General features: G+C 60.3%; 20 protein-coding genes. 11 read left to right on the top strand and 9 right to left on the bottom strand.

Features of this window, described 5'->3' with window-relative positions; translation table 11 throughout:
* The first annotated feature begins 3 nt into the window (after window positions 1-3).
* The 7 genes from CHH27_RS20210 (at window position 4) to CHH27_RS20180 (ending at window position 12,729) form a co-directional block, all read left to right on the top strand.
* The gene (locus CHH27_RS20210) at window positions 4-1,740 is read left to right on the top strand and encodes an ABC transporter ATP-binding protein (protein WP_094073190.1); all 1,737 of its coding nucleotides are present in this window, start codon (window positions 4-6) and stop codon (window positions 1,738-1,740) included.
* 694 nt (window positions 1,741-2,434) lie between these two features.
* Window positions 2,435-3,949: an HAD family hydrolase gene (locus tag CHH27_RS20205; protein WP_208988303.1), complete on the top strand. Its 1,515-nt coding sequence runs from the start codon at window positions 2,435-2,437 to the stop codon at window positions 3,947-3,949.
* Window positions 3,950-4,074: 125 nt separating this feature from the next.
* The gene (locus tag CHH27_RS20200; RefSeq protein ID WP_094073189.1) at window positions 4,075-5,871 is read left to right on the top strand and encodes an IlvD/Edd family dehydratase; all 1,797 of its coding nucleotides are present in this window, start codon (window positions 4,075-4,077) and stop codon (window positions 5,869-5,871) included.
* A gap of 163 nt (window positions 5,872-6,034) precedes the next feature.
* A complete protein-coding gene (locus tag CHH27_RS20195) occupies window positions 6,035-6,316 on the top strand; it encodes an SCP2 sterol-binding domain-containing protein (RefSeq protein WP_094074893.1) in 282 nt (93 codons plus the stop codon).
* Window positions 6,317-6,539: 223 nt separating this feature from the next.
* Window positions 6,540-8,948: a PAS domain-containing hybrid sensor histidine kinase/response regulator gene (locus CHH27_RS20190; RefSeq protein ID WP_094074892.1), complete on the top strand. Its 2,409-nt coding sequence runs from the start codon at window positions 6,540-6,542 to the stop codon at window positions 8,946-8,948.
* 286 nt (window positions 8,949-9,234) lie between these two features.
* Entirely contained in the window at window positions 9,235-10,173 is a 939-nt protein-coding gene (locus tag CHH27_RS20185) for a GNAT family N-acetyltransferase (RefSeq protein ID WP_094073188.1), read from the top strand.
* A gap of 300 nt (window positions 10,174-10,473) precedes the next feature.
* A complete protein-coding gene (locus tag CHH27_RS20180) occupies window positions 10,474-12,729 on the top strand; it encodes a transglycosylase domain-containing protein (protein WP_094073187.1) in 2,256 nt (751 codons plus the stop codon).
* Window positions 12,730-12,850: 121 nt separating this feature from the next.
* Here the strand turns inward: CHH27_RS20180 and CHH27_RS20175 are convergent, their stop codons facing one another.
* From CHH27_RS20175 to rph, 8 genes are all read right to left on the bottom strand, one after another.
* Window positions 12,851-13,285 carry a hypothetical protein gene (locus CHH27_RS20175; RefSeq protein ID WP_094073186.1) on the bottom strand — a complete coding sequence of 145 codons (435 nt, stop codon included), beginning with the start codon at window positions 13,283-13,285 and terminating at the stop codon, window positions 12,851-12,853.
* 97 nt (window positions 13,286-13,382) lie between these two features.
* Entirely contained in the window at window positions 13,383-14,120 is a 738-nt protein-coding gene (locus CHH27_RS20170) for a M48 family metallopeptidase (protein ID WP_094073185.1), read from the bottom strand.
* Between the two features lie 210 nt (window positions 14,121-14,330).
* Window positions 14,331-14,756, bottom strand: coding sequence for a DUF2852 domain-containing protein (locus CHH27_RS20165; protein ID WP_208988302.1), 426 nt, complete (start codon window positions 14,754-14,756; stop codon window positions 14,331-14,333).
* 163 nt (window positions 14,757-14,919) lie between these two features.
* Window positions 14,920-15,612 (bottom strand): glycosyltransferase, encoded by a 693-nt coding sequence (locus CHH27_RS20160; protein ID WP_094073183.1) that lies wholly within the window; start codon window positions 15,610-15,612, stop codon window positions 14,920-14,922.
* A gap of 162 nt (window positions 15,613-15,774) precedes the next feature.
* On the bottom strand, window positions 15,775-17,307 hold the full coding sequence (phaZ, locus tag CHH27_RS20155; RefSeq protein ID WP_247646313.1) for a polyhydroxyalkanoate depolymerase: 1,533 nt from the start codon (window positions 17,305-17,307) through the stop codon (window positions 15,775-15,777).
* A gap of 322 nt (window positions 17,308-17,629) precedes the next feature.
* Window positions 17,630-18,793 carry a radical SAM family heme chaperone HemW gene (hemW, locus tag CHH27_RS20150; protein ID WP_094073181.1) on the bottom strand — a complete coding sequence of 388 codons (1,164 nt, stop codon included), beginning with the start codon at window positions 18,791-18,793 and terminating at the stop codon, window positions 17,630-17,632.
* A gap of 1 nt (window position 18,794) precedes the next feature.
* On the bottom strand, window positions 18,795-19,436 hold the full coding sequence (gene rdgB / locus CHH27_RS20145) for an RdgB/HAM1 family non-canonical purine NTP pyrophosphatase (protein WP_094073180.1): 642 nt from the start codon (window positions 19,434-19,436) through the stop codon (window positions 18,795-18,797).
* A 12-nt stretch (window positions 19,437-19,448) separates the two neighbouring features.
* Window positions 19,449-20,162 (bottom strand): ribonuclease PH, encoded by a 714-nt coding sequence (gene rph, locus CHH27_RS20140; protein WP_094073179.1) that lies wholly within the window; start codon window positions 20,160-20,162, stop codon window positions 19,449-19,451.
* Between the two features lie 195 nt (window positions 20,163-20,357).
* Between rph and hrcA the strand changes: the two genes are divergently transcribed.
* From hrcA to gshB, 3 genes are all read left to right on the top strand, one after another.
* Window positions 20,358-21,407, top strand: a complete 1,050-nt coding sequence (gene hrcA / locus CHH27_RS20135; RefSeq protein WP_094073178.1) for a heat-inducible transcriptional repressor HrcA — start codon at window positions 20,358-20,360, stop codon at window positions 21,405-21,407.
* A gap of 55 nt (window positions 21,408-21,462) precedes the next feature.
* Window positions 21,463-22,266, top strand: a complete 804-nt coding sequence (locus CHH27_RS20130; RefSeq protein WP_094073177.1) for a molybdopterin-synthase adenylyltransferase MoeB — start codon at window positions 21,463-21,465, stop codon at window positions 22,264-22,266.
* Window positions 22,267-22,607: 341 nt separating this feature from the next.
* Window positions 22,608-23,552 carry a glutathione synthase gene (gene gshB, locus CHH27_RS20125; RefSeq protein WP_094073176.1) on the top strand — a complete coding sequence of 315 codons (945 nt, stop codon included), beginning with the start codon at window positions 22,608-22,610 and terminating at the stop codon, window positions 23,550-23,552.
* A 569-nt stretch (window positions 23,553-24,121) separates the two neighbouring features.
* Here gshB and hppD read toward each other — a convergent pair.
* A complete protein-coding gene (gene hppD / locus CHH27_RS20115) occupies window positions 24,122-25,234 on the bottom strand; it encodes a 4-hydroxyphenylpyruvate dioxygenase (RefSeq protein ID WP_094073174.1) in 1,113 nt (370 codons plus the stop codon).
* Window positions 25,235-25,361: 127 nt separating this feature from the next.
* On the opposite strand from hppD, the gene CHH27_RS20110 reads away from it, so the two are divergent.
* Window positions 25,362-25,829 carry an Lrp/AsnC family transcriptional regulator gene (locus tag CHH27_RS20110; protein WP_094073173.1) on the top strand — a complete coding sequence of 156 codons (468 nt, stop codon included), beginning with the start codon at window positions 25,362-25,364 and terminating at the stop codon, window positions 25,827-25,829.
* The last annotated feature ends 5 nt before the right edge of the window (window positions 25,830-25,834 follow it).

Raw genomic sequence — 25,834 nt, 5'->3', positions numbered from 1 at the left:
GCCATGTCAGTTCTTGATATCAAAAACCTGACCGTCGAGTTTCCGGGTCGAAAATCGGTCTTTGTCGCCGTCAACGGCGTCGACATGAGTGTCGACGCCGGCAAGGTGCTGGGCGTTGTCGGAGAATCCGGGGCCGGCAAGTCCACGGTCGGCAATGCCGTCATCGGTCTCCTGCAGGAGCCGGGTCACATTGCCGGCGGCGAGATCTTCCTGCACGGCAAACGCATCGACGAGCTGCCCTACAAGGAAAAGCGTCTGCTGCGCGGACGCAAGATCGGCATGATCTTCCAGGATCCGCTGACCAGCCTTGATCCGCTGCAGACCGTTGAGTCCCAGCTCGTCGAGACGATCCGCACCCACCTGCCGCTGTCGGCCAAGGAGGCCCAGCAACGGGCTGTGGAACTGATCGATGCCGTTGGCATTCCCAACCCGGCCGAACGCGTCAAACAGTATCCGCACCAGTTTTCCGGCGGCATGCGCCAGCGTGTCGTGATTGCGCTGGCGCTCTGCGCGGAACCGGAGCTGGTCATCGCCGACGAGCCGACCACCGCGCTCGACGTCTCGATCCAGGCCCAGATCCTGGACCTCATGAAAAACCTGTGCGCCGAGCGCAACGTGGCCATGCTGGTGATCACCCATGACATGGGCGTCATTGCCGACATCACCGACCATGTGGCCGTGATGTATCACGGCGATCTGGTGGAGTTCGGCGACACCAAGCAGGTGCTCGGGGCGCCGAAACACCCTTATACGCAAAGCCTGATTTCCGCCGTGCCGCGCCCCGACATCCGGGTCGAACGGTTTCCGGTGGTCAACTACATCGAAAAAGCCGGCACGCCGCAAAAGCATATCGACATCTCCACGCACTGGCTGGGCAAGGCACGCGACTATGAGAAGGTTACCGGCCCGCTTGTCCAGATCCGGGACCTCGACATGCGGTTTGAGACCCGTGGCTCGATCTTCCCGTCCAGGCGCAAGTATTTCCAGGCTGTCAAGAAGGTCAGTTTCGACATCCAGGAAGGTGAGACCTTTGGCCTCGTGGGCGAAAGCGGATCCGGCAAGTCGACCATCGCGCGCCTGATCACCGGTCTCTATCATCCGACCGGCGGCTCGATCCTGTTCGGCAAGACCGAACTGACCTCGTTGAAGAACCGCCGCGACGTTCTGGCCATGCGCCGTCAGATGCAGATGATCTTCCAGGATCCGTATTCCTCGCTGAATGCGCGCATGCGGGTGAGCGACATCATCGCCGAGCCGATCAAGTTCCACAAACTGGCCTCCAGCAATGCGGAAGTCCGGCAGATCGTTGACGACCTTCTCGATCACGTCGGCCTCGGAGCGGCATCGGGCAAGAAGTTCCCGCATGAGTTTTCCGGCGGCCAACGGCAGCGCATCTCGATCGCGCGGGCTCTGGCGACACGGCCCCGGTTCCTGATCTGCGACGAACCGACCTCCGCGCTCGATGTGTCGATCCAGGCCCAGATCCTGAACCTCCTGAAGGACCTTCAGGAGGAGCTCGGCCTGACCATGCTGTTCATCAGCCACGATCTCGCAGTGATCCGGCAGATGTGCAACCGCATCGGCGTCATGCGCAATGGTGAGCTTTGCGAAGTCTCAGACTGCGACCAGCTGTTCGAGGCACCGCAACACGCCTATACGCGTGAATTGCTGTCCCTGATGCCGTCACTGGACCTGTTGTCGACCGCCAACCTGGATGCCGTGGAGCAGCCTGGCACCTGACAGCCAAAGATCGGAAGCCGGCTTGGCCGGTGCATCTGCACCGGCCAAGCCTCTGGAATTGAGTCTTTTTTCAGATTCGGGCGAGTCGCGGTCTTGACTCCCTGACCCTCCCTGATTCCTTCAGCAGTGCCCACCGGTAACCACAAACCAGTCCACACCGGGCAGTTTTTGCCGGGCCCCGACCCTCTCGGTTTTTTCGGACAGTTAAGCTTAGTTCCGGTTGGGAACGATTAACTTCCTAATGAAGTGTTAATCTGTATTTCCTTACCTGACTGTGGCAGCAAGAGTCTTTTTCCGTAAAAAAGGGAGGGCCCAACAGCCCTCCCGCGAATATACCACACCCAAAAATAAGGTTGCTTACTCAGACAACCATTGCATGACCCTTAAATACATCGGGTCTTCTCAAATTCCTTCGAACTAATTCTACGTCAGCTTCATCTTGCGGCAAGCATTGCCTCGCACAAATGCTCGGCAGAAATGGCAGGCTTGCGCCCGTGAACGAGGCAATCTGCCTGTTTGGGGAACAAAGCGGCATTGCCTGAGCACTCGGGCTCCCGCATTTTTTAGCGGTCTCCCGGGCGCCCTGAATGTGTCTCTTGTCCGCCGCCCAAACAGCCCAAATCCGTTCGCCCGTCACGAAAGACACACGGCCATGCCGACAAATCGCATAAATTCAATGACTTGGATTCTATCCTTGGGATTTGCCACCGCATTCCTGGCGTTCGCCTGCCTCGTTCACGGTGAGGGAGTGATTGCCGGGCAGTCCAGGTTGATGGTGTTCGGCACGCACAGTGCCCTGATTTTCAGCATGTTCGCCGCGATTTTTGCGCTTTTGTCCCTTTCCTTTTCCCTGAATTCCGAAATCGGGCGCTCCCTCACGCTTTTCACGGCAGCCGTGAGCGCTGTCCTGCTGGCAAGCGCCTTCCTGATCCAGCAGGGAGGACTTCCCGTGGACACATCAGGCTCTCTCGCCCTTGCCGCCGCCTTCTTGATGGTTCTGCGCGCCTATGGCGTTGCCATCCTGCCGCCTCGCGGCGACCACAGCGGCCTGCGTGAGGCCACTTACTCACTCCTGCTTGCCGTTGCCGGTGCATCGCTCTGGTGGGGTCTTGCAGGCCCGATGCATGCGCCCGCCATCCTTGCGGCAACCCTCCTTCTGTCCTGGCCGCATCTGATCGACGGCATCAATGCCTTCGCCGACAAGGTTTTCCACCAGGCCGCCCTCAATGCCGGCACCCGCGTTCTTGAACCTGGCGCCTTCAGCAAGATCGCGCGCGCACGCGACATTCTGATCGACAAGATGGCGGTCATGTCCGGACCGGATCTGATCGTCACCAACGTCATGGCTTTCAACAATGAACCGCGGACCCTGCTTGCGGTTGCCGCCTCTGCAGAGGCGCAAAGCAGTCACCCGGTGGCACAGGCCCTGCGCCAGCTTGCCGAGCAATGGCACGTGGCCTTGAAACACCCGGACCGCTTCGAACCGGCCCCAGGCCTCGGTGTCGTCGCTCTCCTGGGAGGGCAGACCGTCGTGATCGGCACCACCGACCTCCTGAAGCGGCTCAAGATCGACAGTTTCACCGCAGATGCCATTGCCCGGTCCCTGGAAGCCGACGGCAAGACCGCTCTTCGCGTCGCGGTCGGCGGGCGCGTCGTCGGTGTTCTGGGGCTGGAAGGCACATTGAGACAGGACGCCGGCGTCGCAGGCATGGCCTTGCGCCGGGAGGGCCTCATCCCCTGGCTGTTCAGCGGCGACAGCCCGAAAACCCGCGAGGCCCTAGCCGGCTTGCTTGGCCTGGAACATCTCGATGACCCCGAGCCCGGTGAAACCGCGCAACAGGCTGCGGCCCGGATCTTTCCCGGGGGCGCCCCGCTGATCCTGTCGCTCTCGGAGGACAGGTTGTCGCTCGAACTGCGCGAGGGCCAGGAAGCCGGATCAAGCGACCGCGACCGGCCCGCCCCGATTGCAGTCAGCGACACGGACGATATCGGCGCCTTCCCGGCCCTGAAGGCTCTTGCCATGCGCCGCACGCTCCTGGCCGTGCATGCCCGCCGCCTTCTGACCGGTCTCTGGCTTTTAGCAGGACTGTGCGGCGGTGCTGCCCTGGTGCCCCTTTTTGCAGCTCCCATGCTGTTTGCGGTCTGCCTGGCGATCCTGTGGGCCTTTGCCCGCTTTTCCGTTGCCGATACCTTGAAGTCGATCGACTAGGGGTTTCGCAGGCTTGCAGGACCGGTGGCAATCTCACATGGTGGAACCAATCCCGCTTTACAGTGCCCCGACGCTGGTGTTTATCGGCCCTCAAGAGGTCTGTACGCGATGAGGGACGAGGCGCGATGAGCGACACGAAAACACCAAAACTGCGGTCCGCCGCCTGGTTCAACAACCCGGACAATCCAGGCATGACGGCACTTTATATCGAGCGTTACCTCAATTTCGGCATTACACGGGAAGAGCTGCAATCGGGCAAACCGATCATCGGAATTGCCCAGACCGGTTCCGATCTGTCGCCCTGCAACCGCCATCACCTGGAACTGGCAAAACGCGTGCGCGAGGGCATCCGGGACGCCGGCGGCATTGCCTTCGAGTTTCCGGTTCACCCCATTCAGGAAACCGGCAAACGGCCGACCGCAACCCTCGACCGGAACCTGGCCTATCTTGGCCTTGTCGAACTGCTCTACGGCTATCCAATCGACGGCGTGGTGCTGACAATCGGCTGTGACAAGACCACCCCTGCCTGCCTGATGGCCGCGGCAACCGTCAATATTCCGGCGATCGCCCTGTCCGTCGGGCCGATGCTGAACGGCTGGCACAAGGGCGAACGCACCGGTTCGGGCACAATTGTCTGGAAGGCCCGGCAGATGCTGGCCGCGGGCGAAATCGACTATGAAGGCTTCATGGATCTGGTGGCCTCCTCCGCCCCGTCCGTCGGCTACTGCAACACCATGGGCACCGCAACGACCATGAATTCGCTGGCCGAGGCGCTTGGCATGCAGCTCCCCGGCTCCGCAGCCATTCCGGCGCCCTACCGCGAGCGGGGCGCCATTTCCTATGAGACCGGCAAGCGCATCGTCGACATGGTGCATGAGGACATGAAGCCGTCCGATATCATGACCCGCGAAGCCTTCGAGAACGCCATTGTCGTCAATTCTGCAATCGGCGGCTCAACCAACGCACCGATCCATCTCAATGGCATTGCCCGCCATCTGGGCGTTGACCTGACCAATGACGACTGGCAGGCCATCGGTCTGGACGTGCCGCTTTTGGTGAATCTGCAGCCCGCCGGTGATTATCTTGGCGAAGACTATTTTCATGCCGGTGGCGTACCCGCCGTCATTGCCGAACTGATGCGCCACGGAAAGCTGCCACATCCAGGCGCAGTCACCGCCAATGGCAGATCGATGGCCGAGAATTGCCAAGGCATCACCACGGACTTGCCGGACGTGATCAAGCCGTTTGACGCGCCCATGAAGGAAAGGGCCGGGTTCCTGAACCTGAAGGGCAATCTCTTTGACAGCGCGATCATGAAGACCAGCGTGATCTCCGAGGAATTCCGGGATCGCTATCTCTCCAATCCGGACGACCCGAACGCCTTTGAAGGCCGGGCGATCGTGTTTGAGGGTCCGGAAGACTACCATCACCGGATCGATGATCCGGAGCTGGCCATCGACGAGAGGTGCCTGCTGTTCATCCGCGGCACCGGGCCGATCGGCTATCCGGGCGGTGCGGAAGTGGTGAACATGCAACCGCCGGCCGAACTGATCAAGCGCGGCATCACGGCCCTGCCCTGTATCGGCGACGGCCGCCAGTCGGGAACCTCCGGCTCACCCTCCATCCTGAACGCGTCGCCGGAAGCTGCCGCAATGGGCGGACTGGCGCTGCTGCAAACCGGAGACCGCGTGCGCATCGACCTCAACAAGGGGACAGCCAATATCCTGATCCCTGACGAGGAACTGGCACAGCGCCGCAAGGATCTCGAAGCCGCCGGCGGTTTCAGGATTGTCGACAGCCAGACCCCATGGCAGGAAATCCAGCGCTCGATGATCGGTCAGTTCGACAAGGGCATGGTGCTTGAACCGGCCGTCAAATATCAGGACGTTGCTCACAAGGGCCTGCCGCGGGACAATCACTGATCCTCGACGTGCTTGCGCCTTAACCGGATTGTCAGTGCCGCGAATGCGAAGACTAGGATGAATTTCAGGAGCCCACTCCGAATTCATACTTGACGATTACGTAAACGGCATGCTTCAAGAGGGCAACGAGCGTTCAGGCTCACATCAAATGGGAGAAGACCAAATGTCCTTGGAACAGCTGACAGACGGCGTGCGCGGCAAAGTGGCCGATGGTGGCATCGAAGAAAGCGTCAAGTTCGACCTCGGTGAAACCGGTATCATTTACCTGCAGGGCTCCACTGTTTCCAATGAGGACAGCGACGCCGACTGCACGATCAAGATGTCCGCCGACGATCTCGGCGACCTGCTGTCCGGCGACCTCAACCCGACCGCAGCCTTCATGGGCGGCAAGATGCAGGTGGAAGGTGACATGAGCGTTGCCATGAAACTGGGTAGCATCGTCTAACCCTAAAAGGAAAATCGAATTCGGTCTTGCAGCAAGACCTTGCCTGCTGGTCCTCTAAGGGACCGGCTTTTTTCTAAAAGGGGGTGAACAAGCCCCCTTCAATCCCTGACAAGCCGATCAAGCAATCGTTTCGAATTTTCCTTGGCAGTTTTGTCAATGAAACGGTTTTTCAAAGTTTAGGCCGCACTCTCTCGGCAACTGAGTCTTGTAGAGAGTAGTGATCTTGGTCAGTCAAAACAGTGATCGCGCCGCCAAAGCTGTGCCGGAAGCCGATGTGGCGGAGCAGGACCGCTTTGCCGACAACAAGACCTACCCTCCTCAAGAAGAAACCGGTTATTCGCCATTTGAAGAGGCCGAAAGCCCGTATGACGATGATGGTCCGGAGGTTGGCCCCGGGCGGCGCGCGACGGACCTGCCGGTATCGGCGCCGGCAAAGTCACTGCAACACATGGCGGTCGTCGGGCTTGTCATCGGTCTTGTAGCCGGCTTCTTCCTGGTATCGACCGACGGCATCAATCGGTATTTCGGACTGGGATTGGCGTTTTTTGCAGGTGGTCTCGCCGTCTGGCGGCTCTTCGCCGACGACATGCATCGTGCCATTCAGGCAGTGCAACTGAAGGACGACAAGATCAGGCGCCTGATGGCCCGCTGCGAGGAACTGGAAGACCGCGCCTGGGAACTTGGTGAATCCGACGAACGTCACGCCAGCATCCTCGCGACCCTGGGCGATGTGGTCATCCGCCGGGACCAGGACGGGCTCGTTACCTATGTCAATTCGGCGGCCACAGATGTCTTTGGTGCTGAGCATCACCTTCAGCCGGGCGAACCGATGACCTTGCCGCTGGCTGCCAGCGGGTCGGGAGCGCAGAACGACAAGGTGCCGGAAGCAAACGGACCGAGCGGCATGGGTTTTCAGGACCTCCATCTTGAAACGGCACAAGGCCATCGCTGGTTCTCCCGGATCGACATTCCGGTTCGTGACACGACGACGGATCGCCAACTGGTGCAGACGGTTTTGCGCGACGTCACCGAACGCCGTCTGATCGAAGAGGAATTGCTCGCCGCCCGCCATTCGGCAGAGAGTTCCAACGAGGCAAAGTCCCGGTTCCTGGCCACGGTCAGCCACGAGATCCGGACCCCGCTCAATGGCGTTCTCGGCATGGCAGCGCTATTGCGCGACACCAGGCTCACCAAGGAGCAAAGCGCCTATATCGAGGCGCTGGAGACCTCCGGGGAAACGCTCCTGCTCCTGATTGACGAAGTGCTCGATTTCTCCAAGGTGGAAGCCGGCAAGCTGGACATTCAGGCCTCACCGGTCCGCGTTGGTGCGCTGGTGGAAAGCGTCGTCGAACTGCTGGCCCCCAAGGCACATGCCAAGAAGCTGGAAATCGGCGCCATGCTCGACCCCAGCCTGCCGGAACAGGTCACGCTTGACGCCACCCGTGTCCGCCAGATCCTGTTCAACCTGATCGGCAACGGGGTCAAGTTCACCGACGAAGGCGGCGTTGCAATCGAACTGTCCGGCCGCCCGGCACCGGACGGCGGCAGCTATCTCGATATTGATGTGCGCGACACGGGCATCGGCTTTGACCAGGAAGAAGCCGAACGGCTGTTCCAGGAATTCGAACAGGTGGATCACGGCCCGGCGCGCAAGTTCGGCGGCACGGGTCTCGGCCTGGCAATCGCGCAACGGCTTGCGGGTCTGATGGGCGGCGAGATCTCCGCCAGCCCGTCCGGCGAGGGCGGCGCCCTCTTTCGCGTTTCCCTGCCAATCCCCGAGGCCCTGTCGGAGAACCAGGACCCGCGTCTCGACAAGGTTGCCGGCCGAAAGGTCATCTTTGTCAGCAACAGTCAGATCGAATGCCCGCTGCTGGCGGAACGTCTGCGGCGTCACCAGGCGGATGTCGCCGTGCTGGCACCCGGGAACCCGGAACTTGACGCCCGCCTTGCCACCGCAGACCTCCTGATCGTCGACAACGCCGCCCTGTCCGACAGCGGCGGCTGGCTGGCGACGGTACGGCTGACAGGGTGCCAGGCACCTGCCATCGTCATGATTGCACCACCGGAGCGGGAGCGCCTGGAACACCTGCGCGAAGCCGGCTATGCCGCCTACCTGATCCGCCCGGTTCGCATCGAGACGCTGGCCCAGATCCTGGCGGGTCTTCTCGACGATGCGGGCGAGGACCATGCGTGGGATGTGAGCGCCGAGCCGGTCAGCAACGGCTTTCTGTCCAGCCGGCACAAGATGCCTGCCCGCCCCTTGCGCCTCCTGGTCGCCGAAGACAACGATATCAACCGTCTCCTGAGCGAAGCGATGCTGCGCAAGCTCGGACATGTCCCCGTCATGGTTGTCGACGGCGAAAAGGCCGTGGAAGAGGCTTCCAACGGTTCCTACGATGCCATTCTCATGGACCTGCACATGCCGGGCCTGGATGGCTTCCAGGCCATCCGCCAGATCAGGAGCGACGAAGCGGCGAGTGGCCGGCAACCCGTTCCGGTGCTGATCGTCACTGCAGACGTGATGAAAGATGCCCGCGACAAGGCCGCGGAAGTTGGCGCTGCCGGCTACCTCACCAAGCCACTTTCCGTTGAAGCGATCTCGGACGCCCTCTCTGAAATCGGCCGACAATAACAGCGATTTCTACCTGTGATTTAGATACTCACCAGAAAACACGCTTTGCGATGATCGTAAAAATTCACAAAGCGCGCGGACTGGAGTATCCTGTGGCCAGATAAACTCGGAAACAAACCGGGTGTCATCCAGTTGTCGGAATTGTATGTTCTACGGCAGGGTCAAAGCACAGTTACCTTCGAACGGGTTCTTGTTCCGGCGAAGGTAAAACTGTCGGTGAAACAGCCTTTAACCTGTGAAACCGGCAGCGTGGCCAAAAGGAATACAAGAGGGTGGAATGTCCATAATGCGGCAAGGGTTGTTTTCTCCGCGAAAACTGGTTCGCAAATTCACACCGTCGATGCGTCCGCGCACGGCCATGGCAACCGCGACACGCTCCGATCCTTCTCTCCGTCTGCCGGTCAAGACAGGTGAAACACTCGGCCGCATCGGCTCCCTGGAAGTCCGCATGGCGCGCAACTTCAAGGAAGTCAAAAAGGCGCAACGCCTGCGTTACGAAGTCTTTTACGAGGAAATGTCGGCCATTGCCGATGCTCATACGCTGGCAACCCGCCGCGATGCCGACCCGTTCGACGCCTATTGCGATCATCTCCTGGTCGTCGATCATGCCTCTCTGAAACGCAACAAGCTCGGGCGGCTCAAACCGGAAATTGTCGGCACCTATCGCATTTTGCGACAGGAAATTGCCAATCAGCACGGCGGCTTCTACACCGCTGCCGAATATGACATCCAGTCGCTGATCGACGCCAATCCGGGCAAGCGCTTCATGGAGCTCGGCCGGTCCTGCGTGCTCAAACCCTATCGCAACAAGAAAACCGTCGAACTGCTCTGGCATGGCATCTGGTCCTATGTGCTGCGGCACAAGATCGACGTCATGCTCGGCTGCGCCTCCATTGAAGGCACCAATCCGGATGCGCTTGCCGGCCAGCTGTCCTTCCTGCACCACAACGCAAGAGCGCCCGAAGAGTGGCGCGTGCGCGCGGTCGATGACCGGTACGTTGAGATGAACCGGCTGACTGCCGAGGAGCTCAACGCCAAGGAAGCGCTGCGTGCCCTGCCGCCGCTGGTCAAGGGCTATCTGCGCCTCGGCGCATTCATCGGCGACGGGGCCGTGGTCGATCAGCAGTTCGGCACCACGGATGTCCTGATCATCATGCCGGTCTCCGAACTCAACACACGATACGTCAACTATTACGGCGCCGACGCCAGCCGCTACTCCAGTTAGCCGGATTGACGCGGGCCCGTCGCGGCACAGCCCCCCCGGACAAACGCCGGTCCGGGGTCGGTGTCGTCGCCTCTTGCCCGCGACGCCCTGACATCAAGACCCGGTGTCTCATCGATCCCAGATTTTCGCTGTGTTACATCCGGAAGAACAATCAATCGAATTGCCGGAATCACCACGTGCGAAAAGCCGTCGCTTTTCCCGCAAAGTCCCAAAGCCTTAACGCCCCCTTAAATTGCCGCAATCTAGGATCATCACCGGGGAAACCGGTGTTTGGCCGGCATCAATAAGGGATAGGGATCAATGGCGCCTCGGGCGAAACGCCAGCCGCGTATTGAACCGACATTTGGAGAGAGCGAAAGCAGCCTGCTGAACCTGCGACTGAGCCCGCAGGATCGCGCCGCCGCGCCCTCCGGCAAGTCCACAACCAAATCCAAATCCAGGAAAACCGCCTCCTCGGGAACGCGCAAGAAGGCACCGGCCAAGAAAAGCACAGCCACACGCCGCAAGACCAAGAGCTCGGGCGGCGGCAAGGCCAGAGGCGGCCGCTCCGGCGCCAAAAGGCGCTCCACCAAGCGCAAGAACCGGTTCCAGGCGCCGACATTCTTCGGGCGCCTGCTGAAGCGCGGCCTCTACTGGAGCATGGTGCTCGGCATCTGGGGCACGATCGCGGTGGTCTGCGTGATCGGCTATTACGCGGCCTTCCTGCCGCCAACATCCGAATGGCAGGTGCCGGCCCGGCCACCCAACGTCAAAATCGTTGCCGGCAACGGCGCGCTGATCGCCAATCGCGGCGATACGGGCGGAGAGGCTGTCCGCCTCGAACAATTGCCGCCCTATCTGCCCAACGCGGTGATTGCCATCGAGGATCGCCGGTTCCGCTCGCATTTCGGTGTCGACCCGATCGGCCTGGCCCGCGCGATGTTCACCAACCTGACGTCCGGACGGCTGCAGCAGGGCGGGTCGACCCTGACCCAGCAGCTGGCCAAGAACCTCTTCCTGGAACCGGACCGCACCATCAAGCGCAAGATCCAGGAACTGGTGCTCGCCTTCTGGCTGGAGGCCGAATATTCCAAGGACGAGATCCTCGAGATGTATCTCAACCGGGTCTATCTCGGTTCGGGTGCCTACGGGGTCGATGCCGCAGCCCGGCGCTATTTCGGCAAATCCGCGCGTCTGATGACCATCCCCGAGGCCGCGACGATCGCAGGTCTCCTGAAAGCGCCGTCCCGCTATTCCCCCGCGCGCAACCCGCACCTTGCCGAAGACCGCGCCCAGCTGGTGCTCGCGGCAATGAACGAAGAAGGCTACATCAGCGACGATGAGGCCAAGAACGCACTCGCAGCGCCCGCAAAGGTGGTGCGCCGCTACACAACGGCCAGCGAAAATTATGCCGCGGACTGGGTCATGGATGTGCTGCCGCATTTTGTCGGCTCGATCGAGAAGGACATCATTGTCGACACGACCATCGATCCGAAGATGCAGCAGGCTGCGGAGCGGGCCTTGCGCAGTGCCTTGAAGGACAACAGGCAGACCTTCGGCGTCACCCAGGGTGCGATCGTCACGCTTGATACGGCCGGTGCCGTCAAGGCCCTTGTCGGTGGTGCCGACTATTCCAAGAGCCAGTTCAACCGTGCGGTTTATGCCAAACGTCAACCCGGTTCGTCCTTCAAGCCGTTTGTCTATCTGGCAGCGCTTGAGAACGGCCTCAGCCCGCAGAGCGTGCGGCAGGACCGGCCGGTCAAATACGGCAACTGGTCGCCGAAGAACTACACCAAGGAACATTATGGCCCCGTCACGCTGACGCGGGCGCTGAGCCTGTCACTGAACACGGTTGCAGCACAGCTTGCTCATGAAGTTGGCGCCGGCACTGTGGCGAACACCGCGAAACGGCTCGGCATCAGCTCGGAAATGAAACGGAACCTGTCGCTGTCGCTTGGCACGTCGGAGGTGACGCCAATCGAGATAGCCGGCGCTTACGTGCCGCTCTCCAATGGCGGATATGGCGTCCTGCCGCACATCATCCGCAGGATCCGGACCGTGGATGGCAAAACGCTCTATTCCCGGTCGGGCGACGGCCGCGGCCGGGTGGTGGAGCGGCGCCATGTGGGTGAGATGAACCTGATGATGTCCGAAACGCTGATGACCGGGACCGGTCGCAAGGCGCGGCTGGAAAGCGGCCGGCCCGCCGGTGGCAAGACCGGTACCAGCCAGGATTTCCGCGACGCCTGGTTCATCGGCTACACCGGCAACCTGACCACCGCCGTCTGGTTCGGCAATGACGACAATTCCCCGACAAAGAAGGCAACAGGTGGCGGATTGCCTGCCGAAGTCTGGAAAAACGTCATGGATGCTGCCCACGAAGGTTTGCCGGTGGCGGACCTTCCCGGGGTCCCGAACCTGCCTGCGACAGTGGCGGCGCCGCGCAAACCCGTGCCAACCCAGAGTGTCGGCTCCGGAAGCGAGCCGCTGCCCCCGGCCCCGATCGGCGGAAGCGACTCCACCGGCGAACGCCGTGGTCCGCTCAATCTGCTCCGAAACATCTTCGGCGGCGGATAGGTCTGGCGCACCAGGGTCCTGTCACACAACGACCTGATACCATGGGCATCGACTTCGTTTCAGTCCAACTGGCTCGAACGAACGGTTTGTCATGCGTCCGGAGAGGCGGCCTCTCTAAGCCTCAACACTGGTGACTGTAGGTGAAGACCAGCGTATCCGTCGTGAACCGGCCTGTCGGGCGGCAACGGTTGTAGACCTCGCGTGTGCCGGTGACGGTCACCTGCAACTGGTCACCGCGCACCGGGCCTTCGACATAGTATTCCAGTGGTGATCCCGGGCAGTATTTGGAGAAAACCCGCGCCGTGCCGGAGTACCAGTTGCCGTTCTTCACACCATTGAACAGCAGCGTTCCGGAGCGCACGCCGGCATTGCGCAGGACGCTGCGGGGCCGCTCGTATGAAAGCCAGCGCTGATTGCCCTGGGCCTGAAGGCGCATCAGCGACCCGTTGTGGTTCCAGCAACTGTCGGCCATGGCTGTGCTGGCCGGCAGCACGCTCAGGCCGGCGCTAAAAAATAGGCCGGCGGCGGCCGCCGATAGTCGTTTCAATAAACTCATCAAGCCCTCCCAACTCACGTTGGGAAAGCCAATCACATTTCCAGATTTATGCAATTGCAAATTCGGACAGGATCAGACGGTAAACGCAGCTCACGCCTTATCCAAAGCCATGCAGACGCTGGCCATTCTCCTTCAGCCAGATCCGCGCACGCGGTGTTTGCGGCGCCAGGTCTTCGCACAGGCGCCAGAACCGCGCGGAATGATTCATTTCCCGAAGATGGGCCACTTCATGGGCCGCGACATAATCAAGAATGTCCGGCGGGGCCAGGATCAGACGCCAGGAAAAGGACAACCGGCCGTTTGAGGCACAGGACCCCCAGCGGCTTCTGGTGTCGCGGATGCTGATCCCGGTGATTTTCCCGCCAATGGTCTGTGCGTGCTGCGTGGCCTGCCGGGTAATGTCGGTGCGCGCCTCTTCCTTCAGCCAGGCCGTCACCTTGCGCGGAATGTGATCGTCCGCACCGGGAACCTGCAGGGACGGGAACCCGTCTTCGGTTGCGCCGACTGTGACGAGACCGCGTAGTTTGCCGGTCGGCACGATGACATGGTCCTCGCCGCGGAGCGGCACGATATCGCCGGGAGAAAAGGCGACATGGTCAGGCCGGTCCTGGAGCCGTTCCAACAGCCAGTCGATGTGCTGACGCGCGAAATGTTCAGCGCGTGCCAGGTTACCGCCCCTGGGGACCGTCAGCACGGGGCCGGACCTGTCCGGGGGCAGACGCAGCAGATACCGCTGCGCACGCGGATTGGCCTTGAGACGGATGCGCACGGCACTGTCGCCGGCATCAATCTCGATGTGGTCCGGAAGGGAAGATCTGCGGGCGCGCGAAAACATCAAATGGCGAGTTCCAGGGGCATCTGTCCAAGCGAATCAGTTGCTCCAGTTTACTGACTTTACCAGGCGGGAGCGCGGCCAAATTTCAGGCTGAGGTCCTGTTGGAAACGCTCGCCAGGCGAACGTGAGGTCAACTCAGAATGACGAAAGCGGCGCTTTTCAGGGCGCCGCTCTCGGTCAGGCCGTCCAGGGACGGGTCTGGGAGGAGATTTACAGCGGAGCAGGGTCGCTGCTGCTGCTCCGGCCCCGGTTGGCCATGAAGCGGTCGAACTCTTCCTGGTCGCGTGCACGGCGCAGCTCCCGCAGGAAATCGTCGAAATCGGCACGCATGGTGTCGAGCTTGGCACGCTCTTCTTCCAGGCGCTTCAGTTCACGCTCACGATAATCGTCGAAAGCGACATTGCCCGTGCGCGCATAACCGGTCGTATTTGACATCTGATCGAATGCTCCCTTCAGCGGGCTGCCCCGCCATTGATCACGCGCGTCGCGCGCCATGCTTTCAAAACGGTCGCCCCACAAAATATAGGCAAGCATGGCGAGGCCCAGTGGCCAGAAGGCCACGAAACCCAGCACCATCAGGCCGATAGTGACAGGCGTCCAGGCAGGTTTAATCATGCAACTTTTGGTCGTCGTCATCGTCCTATCCATTTAAGACATCCACGTTTTCCAAGTGGGGATTGGCGGGCCTTCCTTCAAGGATTCGTGATGGAGATCACAGTGAAACGGATGCAAAAAACCCGGCGACACAGGTTGTTCGCCGGGTCTATTCCATTGTTTTCTATGACAAATGAAGCTTCGATCAGTCGAACGGCCCATCAATCACATGTTGTGCGGAATAATTGGCCAGGAGCTTTTCCCGATGCCATTCAGCGGCCATGGGCGCGTTGGCATATTCATGAAAGCAGGGCGTGCCGAGTGTGAAATGCAACAGCTTGGCATCCGGGTTCGGACCGAGTTCGTCCGGCAGCCAGTTCCATTCGATCGGCAATTCGCCGATCAAGTCGTCTTCCAGCCAGGTGAAACGATGCAGCTGCGCCCCGGTGCCGTTCATGACAAAATCGGGCGTCACCACCTTGTTGGCGGGATGGGCACAGTTCCACAGAACAACGCTCGACCAGTTCTTGCGCGGATAGTTCTCGTTCTTGGAACCGAGATACTTGGTGGTCTGCCGGGTCTTGTAGTCGTGGTGGACGCACATGACCGCCTTGCTTTCGTCGCGCAGCGCAAACAGCTTGGCAATGTCGTCCCGGACGATCATGTCGCCGTCCATGAAAAGCGCCCAGCCGTTGTAATTCATCAGGTGCGGGATCAGAAACCGGGTGTAGATGAAGTGGTTGGACCCGTCTGTGTGGGTCTCGTTATAGGTTTTCAGATTGTGCAGCGACAGTGGCGTGATCGCCAGAACGTCGCTCGACTGCCGTGTCAGGCTGTTGGCGCAGACGTGATAGGCAACCGCTTCGCGCGGATCGAAACCGATGAAAATATTGAGCACTACAGAAACCTCCGGCGTCTCTTACTGACCGGACCTTGTATTGCTCCAAATGCGGCAGATCAATAGCAGTGGCCGGAAGGCTCGCAAAAAACCGGACTATTTGAGGCAAGTTATGGGTGCTTCCCTCGAAGCACCCACGATCCATGTGTGCAGATCAGTCGTTCAGCTGACCGTTTCGGACAGTTCGCGAGCCTGCTTGATCCAGTTGTCGCGCGCGATCCGACCGCGGAAATCGAGTTTGCCATCCAGGGCCTCGATCTGGTCTGCGGTCAGGCCGGCAATCTGCCAGTAATGGAAAATCCCGGCCTCGTTGAGTGCGGATTCAAGCTTCGGCCCGACACCGCTGATGGCCTTCAGATCGTCCGCCGCACCGTCCGGTTTTGCCAGAAGGATGCTCTCGAGCGGACTGCCTGCCTTTGCCGCGGGCTTTTCCGGTTTCACCACTGGAGCCGCCGGAGCCGTCTTCCTGGCTTGCGGCTTGGAAACAGGCTTGTTTTTCTGCAGGTCAGGGCGGTTCGAACGGATGAAGTCCATCACACGCGGCGCGATCTCGGACCGCCAGCGCGAGCCGTTGAAAACGCCGTAGTGGCCGACATTCGGTTGCTCGTAATGCGCCTTCATGTCGTCCGGCAGATTGACGCACAGATCATGCGCTGCCCGGGTCTGGCCCCGGCCGGTGATGTCGTCCTTCTCACCTTCCACGGTGAGCAGAGCGGTGCGGGTGATCTTGCTGCAATCGACCAGCCGGCCGTTATGCATCATGGTGCCGTTCGGCAGGGCATGGTCGATGAACACCGTTTCGACGGTCTGCAGATAAAACTCCGCGGTCAGGTCCATGACGGCGAGATATTCGTCATAGAACTCGCGGTGTTTCTCCGCGCTGTCGCCGTCCCCTTCCACCAGATGCTGGAAGAACTCCCGGTGTGCCGTCACATGCCGGTCAAGGTTCATGCTCATGAAGCCCGACAACTGCAGGAAGCCCGGATAAACGTCGCGCATGAAACCGGCATGCGGGAACGGCACCTTCATGATGACGTTCTTGCGGAACCAGTCGATGCCCTTCGAAACGGCAAGATCGTTCACGGCGGTCGGCGCGACCCGCGTGTCAATCGGGCCGCCCATCAGCGTCATGCTGGCCGGGATATAGGGATCGTCGCGATCTTCCATGACGGCAACCGCTGCCAGAACCGGAACGGACGGCTGGCAGACGCCGAGCACATGGGTGTCCGGCCCCAGGAAATGCAGGATCGAGATGATATAATCGATGTAATCGTCGAGATCGAACTTGCCGTCCTGGATCGGTACCATGCGCGCATCGATCCAGTCGGTGATGTAAACATCCGCGTTCGGCATCAGCGCTTCAACGGTGCCGCGCAGCAAGGTCGCATAGTGACCGGACATCGGCGAAACGATCAGGATTTTCGGATCGTTGCGGTGCGAAGTGACGCCGCGCTCAAACCGGATCAGGTCGCAGAACGGCCGGTTCCAGACACAGGTTTCGCGCACCGGCACCCGAACGCCGCTGACCGTGGTTTCCTTCAGGCCGAATTCCGGCTTGCCATACCTGCGGGTGGTCCGTTCCAGAACCTCACAGCTTGCGGCGATGGAACGGCCATAGCTGGTATGAGTCAACGGGTTGAGCGGATTCTGGAAGTAAAGCCGGGTCATGTCTGCCATCGCCCGGAACGGCGCCATGGCAGCGTGATTGAGCTCATAAAGGTGATAGAACGGCAAAGGCGCATCTCCTTTGTTGAACAAGCTGCTGCCAGCCCCCTCGGCAAATTTTGTGAACATTTTTTTGCAGCTCGTTTGTTATTGCACCATCTATTGCATCGCAGCAGGATAGCTAGGCCTGTTGCGGGCCGCAATACTGCTATTTGTTATGTGAAACAGTGCCAAACCACTCGAAATCACACAGAAAGACAGTTTGACAGCAAATCACTGTGCGCCGCACAAGTGCAGATAAGACATTTAAATCAATTTGGTAGCTTTATTTATTGCAGCAAAAGGTGCTGCATCAGGCGGCCAGATCCGCCACGACTGCGTCGAGCACAAAAAAACCGTCCCGCGTCGCCCGAACCCGATTTTCCCCGATCTTTTCCACCATGCCATGCTCCAGAAGCGCTTCCAGGCGGCGTGGATCGATGGATCGGTGGGAAAAACGCTCGTACCGTTTCAGGTCGATGCCCTCGGTGAGCCGCAGGCCCATGAGCAGAAACTCGTCGCCCTGCTCCTCCTCGGTCAGGCCGACATTCTCGATCATGGCGTGCCCATGGCTTTCCACGTTCTTCAGCCAGGTTTCCGGGTGCCGCTCCGTCGCCGTGGCGAGCCGGTTGACGCCGACCGTCAGCCGTCCATGGGCACCGGGGCCGACACCGACATAGTCACCATAGCGCCAATAAACGAGATTATGGCGGCACTCCGCGCCCGGCCGGGCATGGTTGGAAACTTCATAGGCCGGCAGACCCGCGTCGGCCGTGACCTCCTGGGTGAGCTCGTAAAAGGTCGCGCCAAGCTCCTGGTCCGGCATCTTCAGCTTGCCGGCATGATAGAGCGTATAGAACGGCGTGCCTTCCTCGATGGTCAGCTGATAGAGCGACAGGTGATCGGCCGCGAGCGCGATGGCTTCGTTCAATTCGTCGGCCCAGCCTGCAGGCGTCTGACCTGGGCGGGCGTAGATCAGGTCAAACGAAAGACGCGGGAACGTCGCCCGCGCGGTTTCGATCGCCTTTCGCGCCGTCTGGGCGTCATGAAGACGTCCGAGAAGCTTCAGATCGGTGTCGATCAGGGACTGAACGCCAAGCGACACCCGGTTGACACCGGCCGCCCGGTAACCGCGGAACCGTTCCGCCTCGACCGAGGACGGATTTGCTTCCATGGAGATCTCGACATCGGCATCCATCGCCCAGTGGCCGGAGATCGCATCAAGAATACGTTCGACGGTCGCCGGCTCCATGAGCGACGGCGTGCCGCCGCCCAGAAACACCGACTGAACGGTCTTGCCTTTGGTCAGATCCGCAAAATGGGCGAGTTCCCGCTCGAAGGCCGCAGCGAACCGGGCCTGGTCGACGGGCTGATGACGAACGTGGGAATTGAAGTCGCAATAAGGGCATTTGGCCGCACAGAACGGCCAGTGCACATAAATGCCGAACCCGCCTTCGGTTGCCCCTTGCGTCGTCAAATCACTTCCCTTCCAGACAGCCGGCCTTGAACAGCTGAAACGCCCGGGCACGGTGAGACAATGCGGGCAAACCCGGGGTGCCGCCGTGTTTTTCCTCCGAGGTCATTTCAGCGAAGGTGCGGTTATGGCCATCGGGCTGAAACATCGGATCGTAGCCAAAGCCCTGCGTTCCGCGCGGAGGCCAGACAACCTGCCCCTCAACCTCGCCCCGGAAATATTCTTCATGCCCGTCCGGCCAGGCGAGGCACAGGACCGCCACGAAAGAGCCGCGGCGCATGTCGTCCGCGGTGGCTCCGGCCGATTGCAGCTTTTCCTCAATGGTGCGCATGGCCATGGCAAAGTCCTTGTCAGGACCGGCCCAGCGCGCCGAATAGATGCCGGGATCGCCGCCCAGCGCCGCCACGCAGAAGCCGCTGTCATCGGCCAGCGACGGAAAGCCGGACGCCCTGGCCGCCGCCTGTGCCTTCAGCGAGGCATTGGCCTCGAAGGTCAGGCCGGTTTCTTCCGGCTCCGGCAGATCGAGATCGCCAGCGGACACCACGTCGAAGCCGTAAGGCTGCAACAACTCGTTGATCTCGCGGATCTTGCCCTTGTTGTGGCTGGCCACGACAAGTTTTCCCGGCTCCAGCTGGCGATGGCTCATGGGTCGTCTCCGTTAGAGAATGGCCATTTTCTGCAAGTCGACCAGACGGCCGATCCCGGCCTTGGCAAGACCAAGAAGCTGACCGAATTCGTCTTCGGAGAAGGGGGCGCCTTCTGCCGTGCCCTGGATCTCGACAATGCCACCGGAACCGGTCATGACGAAGTTGGCATCGGTTTCCGCGGTGCTGTCTTCGGCATAGTCCAGATCAAGAACCGGATTGCCTTCATAGATGCCGCAGGAAATCGCCGCGATATGGTCTTTCAGCACCTCACCGCTGACCATGTCCCTGGCCTTCATCCATTCAATGCAATCGCGCAGCGCCACCCAGGCGCCGGTGATGGCCGCGGTGCGAGTGCCGCCATCGGCCTGGATGACATCGCAGTCGATGGAGATCTGGGCTTCGCCAAGGGCTTCCAGGTTGACAACGGCGCGCAGGGAGCGGCCGATCAGGCGCTGGATTTCCTGGGTTCGACCGGATTGCTTGCCGGCGCTTGCCTCGCGGCGCATACGATCGCCCGTCGCGCGCGGCAGCATGCCGTATTCGGCCGTGACCCAGCCCCGGTTCTGGCCCCGCAGCCACGGCGGAACACGCTCTTCCAGGCTCGCAGTACACAGAACATGCGTGTCGCCGAACTTGACCAGGCAAGAGCCCTCGGCATGTTTGGAAACACCTCGTTCCAGGGTGACGGCACGCAGTTCGTCGGCGGCGCGTTTGGACGGACGCATTGAAATCCCTTTCGAGCTTTGCGGTTTCGGGAAATCACTGGTTCCCCGACGTATTCGTTGAGGCCTTGTAGACCTCAAGATCCGTCTGCGTAAAGAGCTGGCAACGGGATACTTCACGTCAGCCCCAATTTGCGCCTATATCTTGAGGGAAACACACGTTGATGACCGAATTGGTCCGTCCCTGGAGAACATGCCTTGAGCCTGAGCGACCTCGACAAGAGATCTAGAGAAATCTTCCGTTCGATCGTCGAGACCTACCTGGAGACCGGCGAGCCGGTCGGGTCCCGCAATGTTTCGCGCAATCTCAGCGTTTCGCTGTCGCCCGCATCCGTGCGCAATGTCATGTCGGACCTGGAGCATATGGGCCTCCTGCATGCTCCGCATACCAGCGCCGGCCGGCTGCCGACCGAAATCGGCCTGAGGTTCTTCGTCGATGCGCTTCTGGAAGTGGGCGATCTGACCCAGGAAGAGCGGCAGCAGATCGATGTGCAGGTGAAGGCCTCGCAACGGGCCAATTCGGCTGAACAGGTTCTCACCGAAGCCAGCCAGATGCTGTCAGGCCTTTCCATGGGAGCCGGGGTGGTGCTGACCCACAAGACCGACATGCGGCTCAAACATATCGAATTCGTGCGGATCGAACCGCAAAAGGCGCTGGTGGTGCTGGTCAGCGACGATGGCTCGGTGGAAAACCGGGTGGTCAACCTGCCGCCAAACCTGCCGGCGTCCGCGCTTGTTGAAGCCACCAACTATCTCAACGCCCAGATCCAGGGCAAAACCCTTGCCGAGATCCGCACCGACCTGGAAAAGGTGCGCGATGCGGATCAGGCAGAGCTCGACCTGCTCAGCCAGAAGGTGATCGACGCCGGTCTGGCGCTTTGGGGCGGCGAGGGGGCCAACGATCCCGGCACGCTGATCGTGCGCGGCCGTTCCAACCTTCTGACCGACCTGGAAGCTGCCGAAGATCTGGAGCGCATCCGTCTTCTCTTCGACGACCTTGAAAACAAGAAGGACCTGATCCAGCTGCTCGGCCTTGCGGAAAAGGGAGACGGCGTGAGGATCTTCATTGGATCGGAAAACAATCTCTTTTCGCTGTCCGGTTCGTCGCTGGTGGTGTCCCCTTACCGGGACAGCAACCAGCGCATTGTCGGCGTTCTCGGCGTGATCGGCCCGACACGGCTCAACTATGCAAGGGTGATTCCGATGGTGGACTACACGGCTCGTCTCGTCAGCCGGGTGCTGGGCTGAGCCAGACAAGCAGCCTTTCCAAACAAGAAGCGAACACAGGCAAACAGGACCCAGAATGCTCTCCCCAGCCGAACTGGAACGTTACGCCCGCCACATCGTCATGCAGGAAATTGGTGGTGCCGGACAGCAGAAGCTGAAGAACGCCCGGGTTCTGGTGATTGGCGCCGGTGGTCTCGGCGCACCGGTGCTGCAATATCTGGCCGCGGCAGGTGTCGGCACGCTTGGCGTTGTCGACGATGACACCGTGTCACTTTCCAACCTGCAGCGCCAGGTGATCCACGACACCGATCAGCTCGGCGAACCGAAGGTTGCCAGCGCGGCCGAAGCCATCGCCCGGCTCAATCCGAATGTCACCGTCGAACCGCATCCGACCCGGATCGCCGGTCACAACGCGATGGCGCTGGTGTCGGACTATGATCTGGTGGTTGATGGTTCGGACAATTTCGACACGCGCTACCTTGTTTCCGATGCCTGTTTCTTTGCAAAAAAACCACTGGTGACGGCGGCTGTCGGCCAGTTCGACGGCTCGATCACCACGCTGAAACCCTTTGAGGCAAATGCAGACGGCGCCAAGAATCCGACCTACCGCTGCCTGTTCCCGCGAAAGCCGCGGGACGGCCTGTTGCCGACCTGCGAACAGGCCGGCGTGCTTGGCGCGCTCACCGGGATTATCGGCGCCATGCAGGCGATGGAGGTGATCAAGGAATTCACCGGCACCGGCGAGACCCTGGTCGGCCGCATGATCCTGTTCGACGCCCGCACCTTCCGGATGGAAACCATCCGCTACAAGCGCTCGCCCAAAAATCCGCTGAACGGCGACGCGCCGATGAGCTGGGTGGAGCTTCTGGAAGCGGAGTAGGGGACCGCAAGTCACATCCGGGACGTCCGGCAAAGCTTTGATTTTGTCATCCCGGACGCAGCGCAGCGAAGATCCGGGACCCGGTAACTCGTATTGCCAATATCGAAAACTCAACAACCGCCAAGGCGTACTGGATCCCGGTCTTGCCACGTTGTGCCAAACCGGGATGACAAGGCTGGAACAACAGAGAACGTGTCGAGGGCTCTGTAGAGTCAGATACAGACGGCGTTTGAAAACCCCCGTCTCCCCCTCTGGACATTCGCCGACCCGCACCGCATATCTGGACCAATCGTTCCAATCCCAATGGCACATGACACGTGCCGCCCGCCGGGAGCTGCCTCATGGCTTTGAAAGTTGCGGTCCAGATGGACCATATCTCGACCATCAACATTGCCGGCGACAGTGCCTTTGCGATGATGCTGGAGGCGCAGGCGCGCGGACATCAGCTCTATCACTATACGCCTGACCGTCTGGCCCTGCGCGGCGACGATGTTTTCTGCTGGCTGGAACCGGTCGAGGTACGCGACGAAAAAGGCAATCATTTCACACTTGGCGAGCGCCAGCGCGTCAACATGCGCGAGATGGACGTCGTGCTGATGCGCCAGGACCCGCCGTTCGATCTGTCCTATATTGCCGCGACACATATCCTGGAAAAGATCCACCCGGACACGCTGGTGGTGAACGATCCGGCCGAGGTGCGCAACGCGCCTGAAAAACTGTTTGTCACGGAATTTCCCGACCTGATGCCGGCGACCCTGATCACCAAGGACCGGGCGGAGATCGACCTGTTCCGGGAGGAATATGGCGACATCGTCATGAAACCGCTGTTCGGCCATGGCGGCGCGGCCGTTTTCCGGATTACCCAGGACGATCTCAACTACGGCTCGCTCTATGATTTCTTCGCCGCCACCTTCCGCGAGCCCTGGGTGATCCAGCAGTTCCTGCCGAATGTGAAACACGGCGACAAGCGCATCCTGCTGGTCGATGGTGAATTTGCCGGCGCGGTAAACCGGGTGCCGGCGGCCGGAGATCTCCGCTCCAACATGGTGCGCGGCGGCGCCCCGACCGACAGCGACCTGACAGAACGCGAACGCGAGATCTGTGCCCGTCTCGGTCCGTCGCTGAAGGAAAAAGGCCTCATTCTGGTCGGCATCGATGTCATTGACGGCCTGCTGACAGAAATCAACGTCACCGCCCCGACCGGCATCCGCGCCATCCGCAATCTCGGCGGTCCGGATGTCGCAAAGATGGTTTGGGACGTGCTGGAAGCCAAGAAGAACGGCTGAGCCGACAAACGGCCAAAAAAAACCTCCGCATGGGGGTGCGGAGGTGTAAGAAGTTTGTGCTTAGACAATGCAACAGAGGGCCTCTCGGCAGCCTCTGTCAGTAAAACCCTTGCCCCACAAACTTCTTCCTTAACGGGATGAAAATAAGTTCAAAGAATCTTGCCCAACGTATTGTCGGGCTGGAAAAGCGAAGGTAATTCAATCCGTTACTGAAGCGACAAAACGTGATCTTTTTTACGGGTTGCCGCAAAAAACTGGCTGAAAAGGCTGTTTGACCGTGCGTTTCAGCCGGATGGACACGGCATCGCAGCCAACTCGGGTGTTAGCCGGTCTTGCGCTGGATCACGCGCCGCGCCGCTTGCGCAATCCCTGGAAGGAATGCCTTGCGAGCTTTGGCGTCAAGTTTTCTGCTCTTCAAACGGGTGTGTCCCAGGTCGCGCTGCGCTTGCCTTTGATGACAGCTGAATAAGGCGGAGGCGCCCCGTTTCCGGCGATCCAGTACCCCAAAAAGGATCAAGGCCGCTCCTCCTTTTGGAAAAGCGGCCTTCCAAAGCAACCGGCAAGTGGGATTACTCGGCGGCTTCAGTCTTGAGCACCCCGCGTCGGATCTGATCTTCCTCGATCGATTCAAACAGGGCGCGGAAATTGCCTTCCCCAAAGCCTTCATCGCCCTTGCGCTGAATGAATTCGAAGAAGATCGGACCGATCACGGTCTTGGAGAAAATCTGCAGCAGGATCTTGGTCATGCCGCCATCGATGACGCCTTCGCCATCGATCAGGATGCCGTGACGCTTCATGCGCTCGATCGGCTCGCTGTGGCCGTTGACCCGCTTGTGGGAGCGTTCGTAATAGGTGTCCGGCGGACCGGGCATGAACTTCAGCTCGTTCTCGGCCAGCCTGTCGGTGCTGGCATAGATATCGTCCGTGCCAACGGCGATGTGCTGGATGCCTTCGCCATTGTATTTCTTCAGATATTCCTCGATCTGGCTGGTGTCGTCCTTGGACTCGTTCAGCGGAATGCGGATCTTGCCGCAGGGGCTGGTGATTGCCCGGCTGACCAGGCCCGTGATGCGGCCGTCAATGTCGAAGAAGTGGATCTGCTTGAAGTTGAAGAGGTCCCGGTAGAAATCCCACCACTTGTCCATGTTGCCGCGATAGACGTTGTGGGTCAGGTGGTCGAGATAATAGAAACCGACGCCTTCCGGCTTCGGATCGAATTCCCGCAGCCAGTTGAAATCTTTCGAATAAGCCGACCCCTTTTCGCCATAGGTGTCGACGAAATAGAGCAGCGAACCGCCGATGCCGACAATGGCCGGGACATCCATGGATTTGTCGTCACCTTCATACGGCGTCGCGCCTTTGGCAACCGCATGTTCAAACGCCTTTTGCGCATCCACCACGCGCCAGGCCATGGAGGGTGCGCAAGGTCCGTGCGTGTCAACGAACTTCATGCCGTGGCTGCCGGGTTCGGCATTCAGCACATAGGTGACGTCGCCCTGACGGTAGAGCGTGATGTTCTTGGTCTTGTGTTTGGCAACCGGCACGTAGCCCATCTTGCGAAAGAGTGTGTCCAGCTTCTCCGGCTCCGGATGGGCGAATTCGACAAATTCAAATCCGTCCGTGCCGGCCGGGTTTTCCGGCGTGATTTCGGCAGGCGGTGCGTTATGGGGAAACGGTCCCATGGCTGGTTGTCCTCTCACAAATCCTCATTGCGAACAGGATGCCGGGTTCCGCGCGCAGCATGTGTGCAATTCACGTGTTTTCGCGTATGATGTTGCACGTTGTGTGCATTGAACAGCAGGAACACGCATGCCCATTGCTCTGGACGGTTTCGATGTCAAATTGCTGGCAGCCCTGCAGGACAATGCCGCCCTGACCAATGCCGAGCTTGGCGAGATCATCAGCCTGTCGGCCAGCCAGGTGTCGCGCCGACGCAGCAAGCTGGAAGAGGCCGGCATCATTCGCCGCTACAGGGCAGCCCTCGACCCGGAAGCCCTCGGCCTGACGGTGACCGCCTTTGTCGGCGTGACGCTCGGGGCGCATTCCAAGGAGAATGCGCGTAAGTTCCGCAACATGGTGAAGGCCATGCCGGAGGTCCAGGAAGCCCACACGTTGACCGGTGATCTCGACTACATGCTGAAGATCGTCGTGGCCGATCTGAAGGCGCTGAGCCGTATCATCAATGACGAATTGCTGCCCCAGGAAGCGGTCAACAATGTGCGCTCCTCGATCGCGATGGAAACGCTGAAGGACGACAATCTTTTGCCACTAAGCTAGGGTCA

Source organism: Labrenzia sp. VG12 (genome assembly GCF_002237595.1).
Lineage (GTDB): Bacteria > Pseudomonadota > Alphaproteobacteria > Rhizobiales > Stappiaceae > Roseibium.
This window is presented reverse-complemented; position numbering and strand designations above follow the sequence as displayed.